At 36.8% G+C, this 13,529-nt stretch carries 10 protein-coding genes and 1 riboswitch; of the genes, 7 read left to right on the top strand and 3 right to left on the bottom strand.

The features are described from left to right. Nucleotides 1–157 precede the first annotated feature (157 nt). Nucleotides 158–1,264 (top strand): PAS domain S-box protein, encoded by a 1,107-nt coding sequence (locus GQR60_RS15975; protein ID WP_124993901.1) that lies wholly within the window; start codon nt 158–160, stop codon nt 1,262–1,264. 40 nt (nt 1,265–1,304) lie between these two features. Here GQR60_RS15975 and mfd read toward each other — a convergent pair whose 3' ends face one another. Continuing rightward, entirely contained in the window at nt 1,305–4,655 is a 3,351-nt protein-coding gene (mfd, locus tag GQR60_RS15970; protein WP_124993900.1) for a transcription-repair coupling factor, read from the bottom strand. Nucleotides 4,656–4,855: 200 nt separating this feature from the next. Between mfd and GQR60_RS15965 the strand changes: the two genes are divergently transcribed. Both GQR60_RS15965 and GQR60_RS15960 read left to right on the top strand, forming a co-directional pair. Continuing rightward, complete coding sequence (locus tag GQR60_RS15965) at nt 4,856–5,326, top strand: VOC family protein (RefSeq protein ID WP_124993899.1); 471 nt, start codon at nt 4,856–4,858, stop codon at nt 5,324–5,326. 7 nt (nt 5,327–5,333) lie between these two features. Next, nucleotides 5,334–5,624: a YciI family protein gene (locus tag GQR60_RS15960; RefSeq protein ID WP_124993898.1), complete on the top strand. Its 291-nt coding sequence runs from the start codon at nt 5,334–5,336 to the stop codon at nt 5,622–5,624. Between the two features lies 1 nt (nt 5,625). On the opposite strand, the gene GQR60_RS15955 is transcribed toward GQR60_RS15960, so the two are convergent. Beyond that, a complete protein-coding gene (locus GQR60_RS15955; protein ID WP_124993897.1) occupies nt 5,626–6,210 on the bottom strand; it encodes a hypothetical protein in 585 nt (194 codons plus the stop codon). Nucleotides 6,211–6,578: 368 nt separating this feature from the next. On the opposite strand from GQR60_RS15955, the gene GQR60_RS15950 reads away from it, so the two are divergent. Both GQR60_RS15950 and GQR60_RS15945 read left to right on the top strand, forming a co-directional pair. Continuing rightward, nucleotides 6,579–7,244, top strand: a complete 666-nt coding sequence (locus GQR60_RS15950) for a hypothetical protein (protein WP_124993896.1) — start codon at nt 6,579–6,581, stop codon at nt 7,242–7,244. 905 nt (nt 7,245–8,149) lie between these two features. Next, nucleotides 8,150–8,737, top strand: coding sequence for a phospholipid scramblase-related protein (locus GQR60_RS15945; RefSeq protein WP_124993895.1), 588 nt, complete (start codon nt 8,150–8,152; stop codon nt 8,735–8,737). A 92-nt stretch (nt 8,738–8,829) separates the two neighbouring features. Here the strand turns inward: GQR60_RS15945 and fbp are convergent, their stop codons facing one another. Further along, the gene (gene fbp, locus GQR60_RS15940; protein ID WP_124993894.1) at nt 8,830–9,852 is read right to left on the bottom strand and encodes a class 1 fructose-bisphosphatase; all 1,023 of its coding nucleotides are present in this window, start codon (nt 9,850–9,852) and stop codon (nt 8,830–8,832) included. A gap of 354 nt (nt 9,853–10,206) precedes the next feature. Between fbp and GQR60_RS15935 the strand changes: the two genes are divergently transcribed. Then, a complete protein-coding gene (locus GQR60_RS15935) occupies nt 10,207–11,463 on the top strand; it encodes an aspartate kinase (RefSeq protein WP_124993893.1) in 1,257 nt (418 codons plus the stop codon). 100 nt (nt 11,464–11,563) lie between these two features. Next, a riboswitch (SAM riboswitch) is annotated at nt 11,564–11,671 on the top strand. A gap of 460 nt (nt 11,672–12,131) precedes the next feature. Next, on the top strand, nt 12,132–13,451 hold the full coding sequence (locus GQR60_RS15930; protein ID WP_124993892.1) for an O-acetylhomoserine aminocarboxypropyltransferase/cysteine synthase family protein: 1,320 nt from the start codon (nt 12,132–12,134) through the stop codon (nt 13,449–13,451). The last annotated feature ends 78 nt before the right edge of the window (nt 13,452–13,529 follow it).

The raw sequence follows: 13,529 nt of genomic DNA, 5'->3' as shown, positions 1-13,529 counted from the left end.
TAAAATTAGTAAACTTTAGGCATATTAGTCTATTGATACTTAGGTTTTTTATAATCATTTTAAATAAGATGCTATTTAATTATTCAGTAAATACAATTTAAATGATTGTATATCCTTTTTTTAGATTAAAATCGATCACACATTCAATTTTAGATTGATGAAGAAAAAAATTTTAATTGTAGAAGATGACAGTTTAATATCGACCATCTTTCGGATGTTTTTAAAAGAACTGGGTTACGATCTTATCGGAATAGTAGAAGATGGAAAAGAGGCTATTCGTTTGTGTGAAACAATGAAGCCGGATATTATTCTGATGGATGTTCATTTGGGTGGAGGTCTGGATGGAATTCAAACTACAGAATTAATTAAAACCAAATTTGACATTCCGGTTATCTTCCTTTCCAGCGATACTGAAGAAAGCACTATTCAGAGAGTCATTAATATTCATTCTTATGGATATCTGGTGAAACCAATTGATAAGAGGGAACTTGGAATTTCAATAGAATTGGCTTTTTATAAACATCAATTTGATTTGGATCAGAAAATGCGTGAACAGCGTTTTAGAAACTTCATTACTGATTCTCCCGAAGCTATTATTGTGATCAATGAAAATGGTTTGATCGAATATGTGAACTGTTTGGGATTAAAATTATTCAAAACAGCATACATCGAAGATTTAATGGGCTTGCCCTTGTTGTCATTTGTTGATGATGATTACTCGGCAGTTTTTAAAGAGAGATTGGAGAATTCGTCGGCTATGGAAAAAGGAATCTCTTATACTCATCTGAAATTAAAAACCATACATGGCGAATTGATTGATGTTGGTTTGACCGGAGCTCAAATTGAATTTAATGGTAAGAAAAATTTACAATTAATTGTTCGTGATATTACGCGGGAGTTTGCCTATCGTCAGTTGTTAGCTGAAAAAGCGAATATCATTAATAATTTTGTTGATGGTGTTGTTACTTTCGACCTTGAGGGAAAGGTGAAATCGTGGAACCGGGCATGTGAACGGATTTTTGGTATTTCTGAAGACAGCACTATCGGTAAATTATACTGTAGTTTGTTTCTTTACGAGGGACAAAAATCGTTTGCCGAAGATATTTTAATTCCATTAGGGGAGAACGGGAAACATGAAGTGAATTTTACTTTAGAGATAAATGATAAAAAGCAGAACGTGAAGATGATTGCTAGTTTGTTGCGTAACGAAAAAGGAGAAGAAACCGGAGTGGTTTGCTACATCCGGGATCATTCGTGTTCATAAAAAATAAACTCCGATCAATTTATCGATCGGAGTAATAATATTATATCTCATTAATTAGAGCCAGTATTTCGCTGGCTTTTTTAATGTTCTTAATTTTTTCGAAACTAAGACTTAGTCTGTTTTTTGCTTCTTTCATTTTGCAGGGAACAACTTGTGTCTGCAGAAATTGCAGGACTTTACTAAACTGCGCTGATTTATAAAAAGCTGAATCCTGATCAGAAATAAAATACAGAACCAGTTTTCCCTTTTTAAGAATGATTTTTTCGATTCCTAAATCCAAAGAAATCCAACGCAAACGAACAACATCTAGCAGTTCAAGACATGGTTCGGGTAAGTCTCCAAACCGATCTTTTAGTTGAGATTCAAATTTCTCTATTTCCTCTTCGGTTTGAATGTTATCTAATTCGCGGTACAAACGAATTCGTTCTGAAATGCTTTCAACATATTTCTCAGGAAATAGAATTTCCAAATCGGTATCTATTTGGCATTCGCTTATAAATCGGAGAACATTTTTTCCTTCTTCTTTCTTTTCATCTTCGAAAACATCTTTGAATTCATTTTCCTTCAATTCCAGAAGTGCTTCATTCAGAATTTTGTGATAAGTCTCGTAACCAATATCAGCAATAAAACCACTTTGTTCGCCACCCAGTAAATTACCGGCGCCACGAATATCCAAATCCTGCATGGCAATATTAAAACCACTTCCCAGTTCCGAGAAGTTTTCAATGGCCTGAAGTCTTTGTCTGGCTTCCTGAGTCATGGAATCATGCGGAGGAGTTAACAAATAGCAAAATGCTTTTTTGTTCGATCGGCCAACGCGGCCTCTTAACTGGTGCAGTTCGCTCAATCCAAAATTCTGTCCGTTATTAATGATGATGGTATTGGCATTCGGAATGTCCAATCCAGATTCAATTATGGTAGTTGCAATCAGAACATCAAAATCACCTCGGATAAAGTCGAGCATGATTTTTTCCAGTTTAGGTCCTTCCATTTGTCCGTGGGCAACCACAGTTGAAACTCCTGGAACGGCTCTCTGAATCATTGCTTCAACGTCCTTGATATTTTGAACCCTGTTATGAATAAAGAAAACCTGTCCGTTTCGTTCCACTTCGTAGGTAATTGCTTCCCGAATAATGTCTTCATTAAAATTGTGAATTTCGGTTACAATCGGATAACGGTTTGGTGGCGGCGTATTGATGATGGACAAATCTCTCGCACCCAGCAATGAAAATTGTAATGTTCTTGGAATTGGAGTAGCAGTTAATGTTAAGGTATCAACATTTACTTTAAATTGTTTCAGTTTCTCTTTTACCGATACACCAAATTTCTGCTCTTCGTCAATGATGAGTAAACCCAAATCTTTAAACTCAACATCTTTTCCTATGATCCGGTGTGTCCCGATTATAATATCAGTTTGTCCGGCTTTTAAATTTTTCAGAATCTGTTTCTGATCTTTCGAGGTTCTCATTCGACTGATATAATCTACCGTGCAGGGAAAATTTTTCAATCGATCGTTAAAAGTTTTGAAATGCTGAAAAGCCAGAATTGTGGTCGGAACCAGAATAGCGACCTGTTTGTTATCGGCAACAGCCTTAAAAGCGGCACGAATGGCAATTTCGGTTTTTCCGAAACCAACATCACCACATACCAACCTGTCCATTGGGTAAGGCGATTCCATTCCTTCTTTGGTTGCGATTGTTGCTTTCACCTGATCGGGAGTATCTTCGTAAATGAAAGAAGCTTCCAATTCTTGTTGCATATAGGTGTCGGGACTGAACGAAAAACCTTTTTCTGATTTTCGTTTGGCATAAAGGGCAATCAAATCCTTGGCAATATCTTTTACCTTGCCTTTGGTTTTTTCCTTTAGCTTTTGCCATGTGCCGTTACCCAGTTTGTATATTTTAGGAGCAGATCCGTCTTTGCCTTTGTATTTTGAAATTTTATGAAGCGAGTGCAGACTCACATACAGAATGTCGTTGTCTTTGTAAACCAGACGAATTACTTCTTGTGGTTTGCCGTTTGTATCGATTAGCTGCAAACCTCCGAAACGACCAATTCCATGATCGGAATGAACGATGTAATCACCTGGGTGAAGGCGGTTAATCTCTTTAAGAGTTACCACTTCCTTGGCTTTGTGAACCGTTGAGTTCTTAAGCTGAAATTTGTGGTAACGATCGAAAATCTGATGATCGGTGAAGATCGATATTCTCAGGTCTTTATCCGAAAACCCCTCGTGAAGCGTATGGTTTACATCCTGAAACTCAACTTCAATTCCCTGATCTTCAAAAATATTGTGGATTCGTTCAATCTGTTTTGGATTGTCGGAAAGAATGTAATTCGATTCTGCTTTGGCATTGTTATTTAGCAAATGCTGGCCAAGTAATTCAAAGTTTTTGTTGAATGCTGGCTGCGGATTTTGATTGAACTGAAGCTCTTCCTGAGCCACAAAAAAGAATTTTTGTCCGAATTCCAATGTCGAAAAATCACTTAACTGATTCAAAAATTCTTTGCTGTTTATCAGATAATCTTTAGTGGATACGGAATCTTCACCCATTTGCATAAAAGGAACCTTTTCGATGGTGCTTTCATATATAGATTGAATTCGGTCGCAGGAAAACTGTAAATTCCTGCACCAAAAAACGGCATTGCCGGGCACAAAAGAAAGAAAGGATATCCTGGAATCCTTCAGCAGACTTTCCTGAATGTTGGGAATGATATCAACGGAGTTTAGTTTTTCTATGGATAGTTGATTTTCCACATTAAACATTCGGATGGAGTCTACTTCTTCGCCAAAAAAATCAATTCGAAAAGGATGCTCATCCGAGAAGGAAAAAATATCAATAATGCTTCCGCGGATAGAATACTGACCTGGTTCTACCACAAAATCGGCTCGTTCAAATTCATAATCGATCAAGACTTCTTCCACAAATTCGGGAGATAATTTTTCGCCTACCTTAATTGTTAAGGTATTTTCTTCCAGTTGTGCTTTACTAATTACTTTTTCGATAACGGCTTCGGGAAAAGTAATAATGAAAGTAGGATGCTTATCGGAATTCAAACGGTTCAGACATTCGGCACGAAGAATAATGTTCGAACTGTCAGTTTTCTCATATTGAACGGAACGTTTGAAGGAAGATGGGAAGAACAAAACGGTATCTTCATCAAGCAGATTGCACAGATCATTGTAAAAATAGGCGGCCTCCTCCTTATCGTTAAACAGTAAAATGTGTGGATGTTGGCCGGGTTTAAGGGCGGAAACCAACAAGGGAAGCGAAGAACCAACCAAACCTTTTAGGTGAAGCTGAAACTTTGATTTTTGTTCCAGATATTTTTCAATGCTGTATCGTGCAGGATGCTCCGAGAAAATTTGTATAAGTTGTTTTAGTTCCAAACCCTTGTCCTTTTATTATTTGATTCGCAAATTTAGGGAAAATATTTTAGGGACAAGTTAAAAGTGCCAAGGATCAGGAACAAAGTGCCAAGAACCAAGTAACAAGTGCCAAGAACCAAGTATAAAGCAGGCAAAAGGAAATGTCGTTGGTTTGATAGGATGCACATTTGTTGCTTTTAAGTAAAAAAAATTAGAAGGATATGAAATTTCATTCGTCAGTACTATTTGTAAAGGATATCGAAATATCAAAAGATTTCTACATTCGTGTACTTAATCAGGAAATAGAACATGATTTTGGAAAGAATGTGATATTTAAGAGTGGTTTAACGATTTGGGAACCGGCACCAAATCATATTATTGAGAAAGAGTTGAACACAAAAGGTGATTTGAATCGATTCGAATTGTATTTTGAAACGGAGTTGCTTGAAGAGTTTTGTGAGAGACTGAAAATGAAAAAAACAGTGTTTTTACATGAAATTCATAAAGAATCCTGGGGACAAAGGTCCATTCGTTTTTTTGATCCCGACAATCATCTGATTGAAGTGGGAGAGCCTATGGAAGTATTTGTGATGAATATGAAAAACGAAGGACTTTCTATAAAACAAATTGCACGAAAAAGTGGAATACCACTTGAAACTGTTGAGACTATAATTTTAAGATTAAAAAAATAATAAAATCATGTTTATCATTTCATTAACCTACAAAGTACCTATCGAAAAGGTAGAAGAAGAATTGAACAATCACGTTCAGTATTTAAAAGAGCAGTATGCTTTGGGAAATTTTCAGGCCTCGGGCAGAAAAGTTCCGAGAACAGGAGGCGTAATACTTTCAACAGTGAAGGATAAAAAACAATTGGAAGAAATTCTGGCTAAAGATCCTTTTCACAAAAATGATTTAGCAGATTATGCAATCACTGAATTTATCCCCAGCATGACGAGCGACGAGTTAACTTGTTTGCTGGAGGTTTAATTTAAAATCCATAACCGACAGGGCCGTATCCGGGAACACTAACATAGCCGCGGGTATTGCCCTGATCGGAATTGCCGGCACTAAAGCGGGTTGACCAGAAATTATCTCCGCCACTGCCTTGTCCCATATAATAGTTCTGCTGAGCAGCCAAATACAAATTAACAGTAGGAATTGGATTGCCCTCGTAACCGGCATTACCCTGATCATCGAACCAGTAAAAGCCTGGTTGAATGTAATAACCCAATACATAGCTCCACACCAACCATTCGTTCTCGGGCAGTTCCCGCCCGTTAACAACTACACTTGTATTGCCGGCAGATGCGTCTGATTTTAATTCCCCAAAATCGTGTCCGGGCAGCATAAATCCGAAAGAAGCATAACCAACAACTCCATACAAACCACTTTTGCTGTCGTACCAGTAATTTCCTGCTTTGGGTTTTAGTCCATATTCATTTTCAAGATTGGTAAGTTGAGTTTCATTCAGCTCAATATCATTAATAATGACTTTCCCGTTTTGACTGAAAGCAATAAGGGGAACCGTAAATAGAAACAGGCTTATTAAGAGTTTGTAAACTGTATTTTTCATTGCTTTTGATATTGATTTATTCACGAATTGGATTTAAAATATACCATATGTGTGCGAAGAGAATTGGAAGCAATGTAGGGTGCTTGTGTAAAATTACAACAAAGATGATGGAGTGTCAATAGCTTGTTGATGAGACTTGATGAGTGTTTAAAATGGAGTTGTGAAAAATAATAAAGAGAATTATGTGTATTTTAATAATCGAATTGTTAAATTTAAAAATTCGATCATAAAAAATAATATAGAAGAATTGAGTGGGATCAGAGATGATTGGTGAGTTTGAAGAGCTTGATGATAGTTTATGATCCGTATAGGTAGGAACAATTTACAAAAATAATACAGAGAATTAGTTTCACTAAAACCAACATAAAATGGCAAAACTATTAAACGACAAAATGTCGTCGCAGGTACACATTAACAATTCGAATCGCCATACCAGGCTTTGTAAACAAACCAAAGGAGCAGAAGGTTTAGCAGAGGCAATAGCCCCTAAAATTATTGTTTTAAAAGAAAAAAGAGATGAAACCGATAAAAAGAGGGAATTGTATGATGCTGCTCATGATGATTTGATGCTGAGAGATGCGGTATTGGACGATAGCATTCGAAACGTGGCCGATGTGGCCAAACAATACGACCGTAACAATCCGGGACGACCTGTTTTTACTATGTTATTTCCCGATGGGAAGTATTCCGACATTGTACGTGCACCATTTGCCAAAGAAGTTGATAAGGCTAATCAAATTGCTGAACGTATTAAAGCCTTAGGCGAAGAGCACGTTTTGGCGGTACAATATGCGCCACTTACCAGAGCCATTGCCGAAGTGCGCACAGCAATATCCAACAAGCAACAAGCCAAAACCAATGTAGAAATGGCTGTGGCAAACGAAGGATTGGCTCAGGCCGATTTGCGCAAACAATACGAATTCAATTATCTGGATGCGGTAAAGTTGTTTGGCAGGAAATATGCCGATCGTTTGTTCCCCAGAACGGTATCGAAAGCAAAGGTTGAGGAAGAGGTTGTTGCTCCCGAAGTGTAATCCGATTGTAAATACAGAAAAGTATGCGCTGCAAGCCTGCAGCGCATACTTTTTTTTGGTGGAGTATAGTACGCAGGCTTGCAACGCATACTTTGCCACAATAAAATTGGTGATGCATGACTGCAGCGCCTGTTCGATTGTAGTAAAATAGGGTAAACATGCTTGCATACACCATTTCACAGCTGTCGAATAGTTGCTGCACGCCTGCAAAGCACATTTTACCGAAAAAAAACAGTTGCTGCAGGCATGTAGAAATAACTCTACCGAAATGGGGAGGTGTTTGCAGGTTTGCAAGAAGAGCATGTGATTGCAAGTGTTAGTGAAGAATATTTATTGATTAATAATTTAAAGAAAATATAAAATGAAATTTTTAGTAATAGATTTTGAAACAGCCTAATATTTTATGTGCAGGGAAAGGAGTCGGCCCTTCAAAGGTTGAGAAGATGGAAATTAAAATTGAGCAGGGTAAAGATGCTTGTATTTTGAAGGAAGGTGAAATTTTAGAATTGTTAGGAATGAATTGATATTTCTAAGTGTTTGATCTGCTAGAAATCTTCGACTTCTGGCATAAGCAAGTAATATGAGGAGAATTACAGGTTGCAAACTTGCGGTAAGAACAAAACAAAAGCCACTTCCCAATTGGAAAGTGGCTTTTGTTTTGTGGTGTGTTACAATAATTTCTTCTGTAAATTCGGTTTAAAGTATCATAGTTTAGGCTTTCATTATTATACTTGATTGTAAATAATGTTTACTTTCGTAAAAATTTTATGGATAATAGTATTGCTTAAGGCTTACAGGCAGGCAAGGTGTTTTTCTCTAAAATAGTAACGATGAAATTAAATTAAGATAACCTTTTGGCATCTCTTACAAAATGGAGTGAGACCATTCAACAAAATAGATAAAATATGAATCCAATTTTAAGTCGAAATTCATTTTTCGTGAAGGAACATGTTGGCATGTTCAAAGCAGCAAATAATTTTGATATTTTCAATCCTGAAAATCAGGAAATGATAATGACCTGCAGGGAAGAAAAACTTGGTTTTTTTACCAAGATGCTTCGCTTTACTGATTACAAGAGAATGACTCCTTTTAATATTGAAATTAAAACTGTTTCAGGTGAAAAAGTACTAACAATAAAACGAGGTGTTTCATTCTTCTTGTCTACAGTTGAAGTTTTTGATGAGAATGATAATTTATTGGGAAAATTCAAACAAAAATTTTTCTCAATAGGTGGCAAATTTGATGTTATTGATTCTACTGAAAATATTTTGTGCACTCTTAAAGGAAAATGGACCAGCTGGGATTTTAAATTCAGTAAAGGGGAAACAGAGTTTGCTCATGTAAGTAAAAAATGGGCTGGAATTGGCAAGGAATTGTTTACATCAGCAGATAATTATATGTTGGCGATTGATGAGAAAGTGACTGCAGATAATCCGATGAGAATTCTTATTCTTGCCGCGGTAATGTGTATTGATATGGTTTTAAAAGAATAAGCGACCAATAAGTAAAGAATACAAAGCCACTTCTCAATTGAAAAGTGGCTTTGTTTAGTAGTGTGTTAAATTTTTCTTCTGAAAATTCTATTTCAGATGTTGTTGAAGAAATGTAAAAACTCTTCGGTTTTCTTCACCATGTTTGTCGATCCGGTATAAAACGGAACACGTTCGTGAAGCGAACTTGGTTTAATGGTTAAAATTCGCTGCGTGCCATCGATAGCTTTACCGCCGGCTTGTTCAGCAATAAAAGCAATTGGATTGCATTCGTACATCAAACGAAGTTTTCCGTTGGGGTTTTTTCTGGTTTGCGGATAGATAAAAATACCACCGTTCAATAAATTTCGGTGAAAATCGGCCACCAAAGATCCTATGTATCGGGAAGTGTAGGGGCGGTTTGATTTTTGATCATATTCCTGACAATACTTAATGTACTTTTTTACACCCATTGGAAAATTGATGTAATTTCCTTCGTTGATGGAGTAAATTTTTCCTGTTTTTGGTGTTTTAATGTTGGGATGCGACAAACAGAATTCACCGATTGATGGATCCAGAGTGAAACCGTTTACTCCTTTTCCGGTGGTGTATACCAACATGGTTGACGAACCGTAAATGATATATCCGGCAGCAACCTGTTTGGTTCCTTCCTGAAGGAAATCCTCAATTTTAGCAACTTCTCCCCGAGGAGAAAGGCGTTCGTAAATCGAGAAAATTGTTCCGATCGAAACATTTACATCGATATTCGATGAGCCGTCAAGCGGATCCATTGCGAAAACATATTTTCCATGTTTACTCAATTCATCATCAAAAATAATGATTTCTTCATTTTCTTCCGATGCAACAGCACAGCATTCACCACAGGCTTTTAAGGCATCAATAAAGTGAGTATCTGCAAAAACATCCAGTTTCTGCTGATCTTCTCCCTGCACATTTCGATCTCCATGTTCACCTAAAATATCAACCAGACCGGCTTTGTTCACAGCACGGTTTACAATTTTAGATGCAATTCCAATATGATGAAGTAACCGGGATAATTCTCCCTTTGCTCCAGGATGATCGGATTGTCTTTGGATGATGAATTGATTTAGAGTTTGAACATTGTTGTGTTCAGTCATTTTTTTAAGGCTTTTTGGTTTACATTCATTTGGTGGCATAAAGTTATGCTTTTTTGTGAAACGCCGAAACACTTATTTCAAACGTTTACGGTAATTAATTTTAAGGTGTGAAGCCTTGGTATATTAGGTATGTAATAAGTGAAAGGAAAATTGTTGTTTTAATGGCATTAAACAGGTTTTTGTTTTCAACCGCGTTTTTTTCTTTTTTGCGATTAAAAAGTGCGAAATGAATTACAGAATGATCTTAAAATTTCACAAACTTTGTAATGCTGAAACAATATTTTGTAACTTCAATTTTTATTTTGAAAGCGGGTTTAAATAACCTTTTAGTAAGAATTATCTAACATTTTTTTGATGAACATATTTAAATTTGGCGGGGCTTCGGTAAATAGTGCTGATGGTGTACGGAATTTTGTGAAAATTGTACAATCCTACAGAGAGGAAATGATTATTGTATTGTCGGCAATGGGCAAAACAACCAATGCTTTGGAAGAGATCGTTGATGCTTTTGCAGCTAAAAAGGATGGGATTGAATCTAAAGTAGATGCATTGCAAACATACCATACAAAGATCATAAATGAATTGTTTTCCAAAAAGGATGATGCTGTTTTTTCGAAAATAGAATCTCTTTTCGGGCAGTTGCGGGCTTATCTGCAAAAATCGCCATCCTTAAGTTACGAATTTGATTACGATCAAATTGTGTGTTTTGGAGAGTTGATTTCTACAACAATTGTATCTGAATACCTTCGTTTAAGCGGTACGCCAAATAAGTGGGTGGATATCCGTACTTGTTTAAAAACGGATGATACTTATAAAGAAGGACGGATTGATTGGGAACTTTCTCAGAGATTGGTGCCTCAGGCTTTTGGTTTTACCAACACATTTGTATACGTAACCCAAGGATTTTTGGGTGGAACTAAAACCAATCAAACCACAACTTTAGGACGGGAAGGCTCCGATTATACCGCTGCAATTTTATCTTATATCCTTGATGTGGATAAATTGGCCATTTGGAAAGATGTTCCTGGAATTATGAATGCAGATCCAAAATGGCTGCCCGATGCGCAGAAATTAGAGCGTATATCATATCAGGAAGCTATCGAACTTGCTTTTTACGGCGCTAAAGTAATTCATCCCAAAACCATACAGCCAATTAAGAAAAAGAAAATTCCTTTGCAGGTGCGTTCGTTTCTTAGTCTGAACGAGTCAGGAACTTTAATTAGTACAGCTTCTAAAAAGCAGGATCAGTTGATTCCTGTTTATATTCGTAAACAAGATCAGGTGCTGATTTCGATACGACCAAGTGATTTTTCTTTCATACTGGAAGAAAATTTAAGTTCGTTGTTTTCCATTTTCGCAAAACATCAGGTGAAAGTAAATTTAATTCAGAATTCGGCAATTAGTTTTTCGGTATGTGTTGATAATTCAGATAGAAGGTTGAAAAATTTAATTGAAGAAATTTCTACCAAATTTGAAGTGAGATACAATGAGAATCTGGAGTTGATTACGATTCGCCATCACAATTCTGAAGCCGTTGAAAGAATGACCAATGGCCGGGAAATACTGCTGGAACAGCGAAGCAGAGATACTGCACAATTTGTGCTGTTGTAAAAAAATAAAAGACAAAGAGGTCGGGAATGTTTGGTGAATTCAAAAACTTCCCTATCTTTGTTCCCGTTATATAAGGTAAATCTCTCAGGAGAATATCTATAATTTATACAGAAGAAGTAAGAGAACAGGCTCGTTGACCTTCTGACAACCGCGGCTTCCATAGCTGAAAGGTGTCAAATCCTGACCAAATTTTTGGTGAATATAAATTAACAGATTATGAAGAAGACTCAAATTAATTACAATCAGCAGGCTCATCAGGAGCAAAACTTCACGTTGCAATCTTCAACCATGTTGATGATGCGAATGCAGCAAATGATGCGTATGATTTAACGCATTCTTTCTAAAATCTTTCCCTTTTTTTAGATACTGGTGCGTATAAAATAACACCGAACCCGGGAATTCAAATTCAATCTTGCTTACTTTTTATATTTCTGTTTTTACAGAACGATGAATAGGTACAACCAAATCTGAAACCACATTCAGAATGTTTGAATCTAAGCAGATATGTTTTTGCGACATTCAGAAACTTCAGTTTCTAACTAATTAATCAATTTTTAAATCAAGGAATAGGCTTTTAAGCTGAATAACAAGTCAGATAATCTGATTGTTATATTATAGCTAAAAGTGAATGGCTGACAGTATTAGCCTGTTCGTAAAACAGAATCGCCATGTCAAATAATTTAAGATACGAAACATTACAGATACACGCAGGTCAGGAAGTTGATGCAGTAACCAACTCGAGAGCAGTTCCTTTGTACCAAACCACAGCTTACACTTTTGATAGTTCAGAACACGCAGCAAACCTGTTTGGATTGAAAGAATTCGGGAATATTTATACTCGTTTGGGGAATCCTACCAATGATGTTTTCGAGAAAAGAATTGCGGCTTTGGAAGGTGGAGTTGCAGCTGTTGCAACAGCATCCGGTCAGGCTGCCCAGTTTTTAGCACTAACAAATATTCTGGAAGTTGGCGACAACTTTGTAAGTGCTTCTCAGATTTACGGAGGAACATACAATCAATTTAAGGTTCAGTTTAAAAAACTGGGAATAGAGTGTCGTTTTGTTGATATCGATGAGCCGGATACTATTATTCCGTTGATCGATGAAAAAACCAAAGCCATTTATGTTGAGGCTTTACCGAATCCTAAATTCTCAATACCGGATTTTGAAAAGATATCTGCAATAGCTAAGAAATATGATTTGCCGCTTATCGTGGATAATACTCTGGGTGCAGGAGGATATTTATTCCGTCCGTTGGAGCACGGAGCCAATATTGTTGTGGAATCGGCAACAAAATGGATTTGCGGTCATGGAACAGCTATTGGAGGAGTAATTGTTGATGGAGGAAACTATAATTGGGGAAATGGAAAATTCCCTCAGTTTACTGAGCCTTCAGAAGGATATCATGGATTGGTATTCTGGGATGTTTTTGGCGCCGGCGGACCATTTGGAAACATTGCTTTTGCAATTCGTGCCAGAGTAGAAGGTTTACGGGATTATGGATGCAGCCAGAGTCCGTTCAATTCTTTCCTTTTATTACAGGGATTGGAAACACTTTCTCTTCGTTTGGATCGTCATGTTGAAAATACAGTAGCGCTAGCTAAATGGTTAGAGGAACAGGATTGGGTAGAGCAGGTAAATTATCCAGGCCTAAAATCCAGTCCTTACTACGAAAGAGCTCAAAAATACTTCAAGAAAGGCGCTGGCTCTGTTTTAACTTTTAAAGTAAAAGGTGGAAAAGAGCTTGCCGATAAATTGGTTGATGGTGTGGAACTTCTTTCACATGTTGCCAATTTGGGAGATGCAAAATCTTTAATTATTCATCCAAGTTCAACCACTCATGAGCAATTGAGTCTGGAAGAGCAAAAAGCTTCGGGTGTTGAGCCGGGCTTGCTTCGTATTTCGGTAGGTATCGAACACATCGAAGACATTAAAGCTGACATCAAGCAATCTGTTGAGAAAGCAATTAACATAGAGACAATCAATTAGTTCTTATAGTCAATCCCAGTCGGAAATTTTTTAGTCGGATTTTCGACTGGGAACTTAAGATTTCGCTCAAGAATATTT

Origin of the sequence: Labilibaculum euxinicum (genome assembly GCF_009795715.1) — a bacterium.
GTDB lineage: Bacteria > Bacteroidota > Bacteroidia > Bacteroidales > Marinifilaceae > Labilibaculum > Labilibaculum euxinus.
This window is presented reverse-complemented; position numbering and strand designations above follow the sequence as displayed.

What these genes read in the sequence shown, in the direction of transcription:
- GQR60_RS15950 (WP_124993896.1), top strand. Translation starts at nt 6,579, where the DNA reads ATGGCAAAACTATTAAACGACAAAATGTCGTCGCAGGTACACATTAAC.
- GQR60_RS15945 (WP_124993895.1), top strand. Translation starts at nt 8,150, where the DNA reads ATGAATCCAATTTTAAGTCGAAATTCATTTTTCGTGAAGGAACATGTT.
- fbp (WP_124993894.1), bottom strand. Translation starts at nt 9,852, where the DNA reads ATGACTGAACACAACAATGTTCAAACTCTAAATCAATTCATCATCCAA.
- GQR60_RS15965 (WP_124993899.1), top strand. Translation starts at nt 4,856, where the DNA reads ATGAAATTTCATTCGTCAGTACTATTTGTAAAGGATATCGAAATATCA.
- GQR60_RS15960 (WP_124993898.1), top strand. Translation starts at nt 5,334, where the DNA reads ATGTTTATCATTTCATTAACCTACAAAGTACCTATCGAAAAGGTAGAA.
- GQR60_RS15975 (WP_124993901.1), top strand. Translation starts at nt 158, where the DNA reads ATGAAGAAAAAAATTTTAATTGTAGAAGATGACAGTTTAATATCGACC.
- GQR60_RS15935 (WP_124993893.1), top strand. Translation starts at nt 10,207, where the DNA reads ATGAACATATTTAAATTTGGCGGGGCTTCGGTAAATAGTGCTGATGGT.
- GQR60_RS15955 (WP_124993897.1), bottom strand. Translation starts at nt 6,210, where the DNA reads ATGAAAAATACAGTTTACAAACTCTTAATAAGCCTGTTTCTATTTACG.
- GQR60_RS15930 (WP_124993892.1), top strand. Translation starts at nt 12,132, where the DNA reads ATGTCAAATAATTTAAGATACGAAACATTACAGATACACGCAGGTCAG.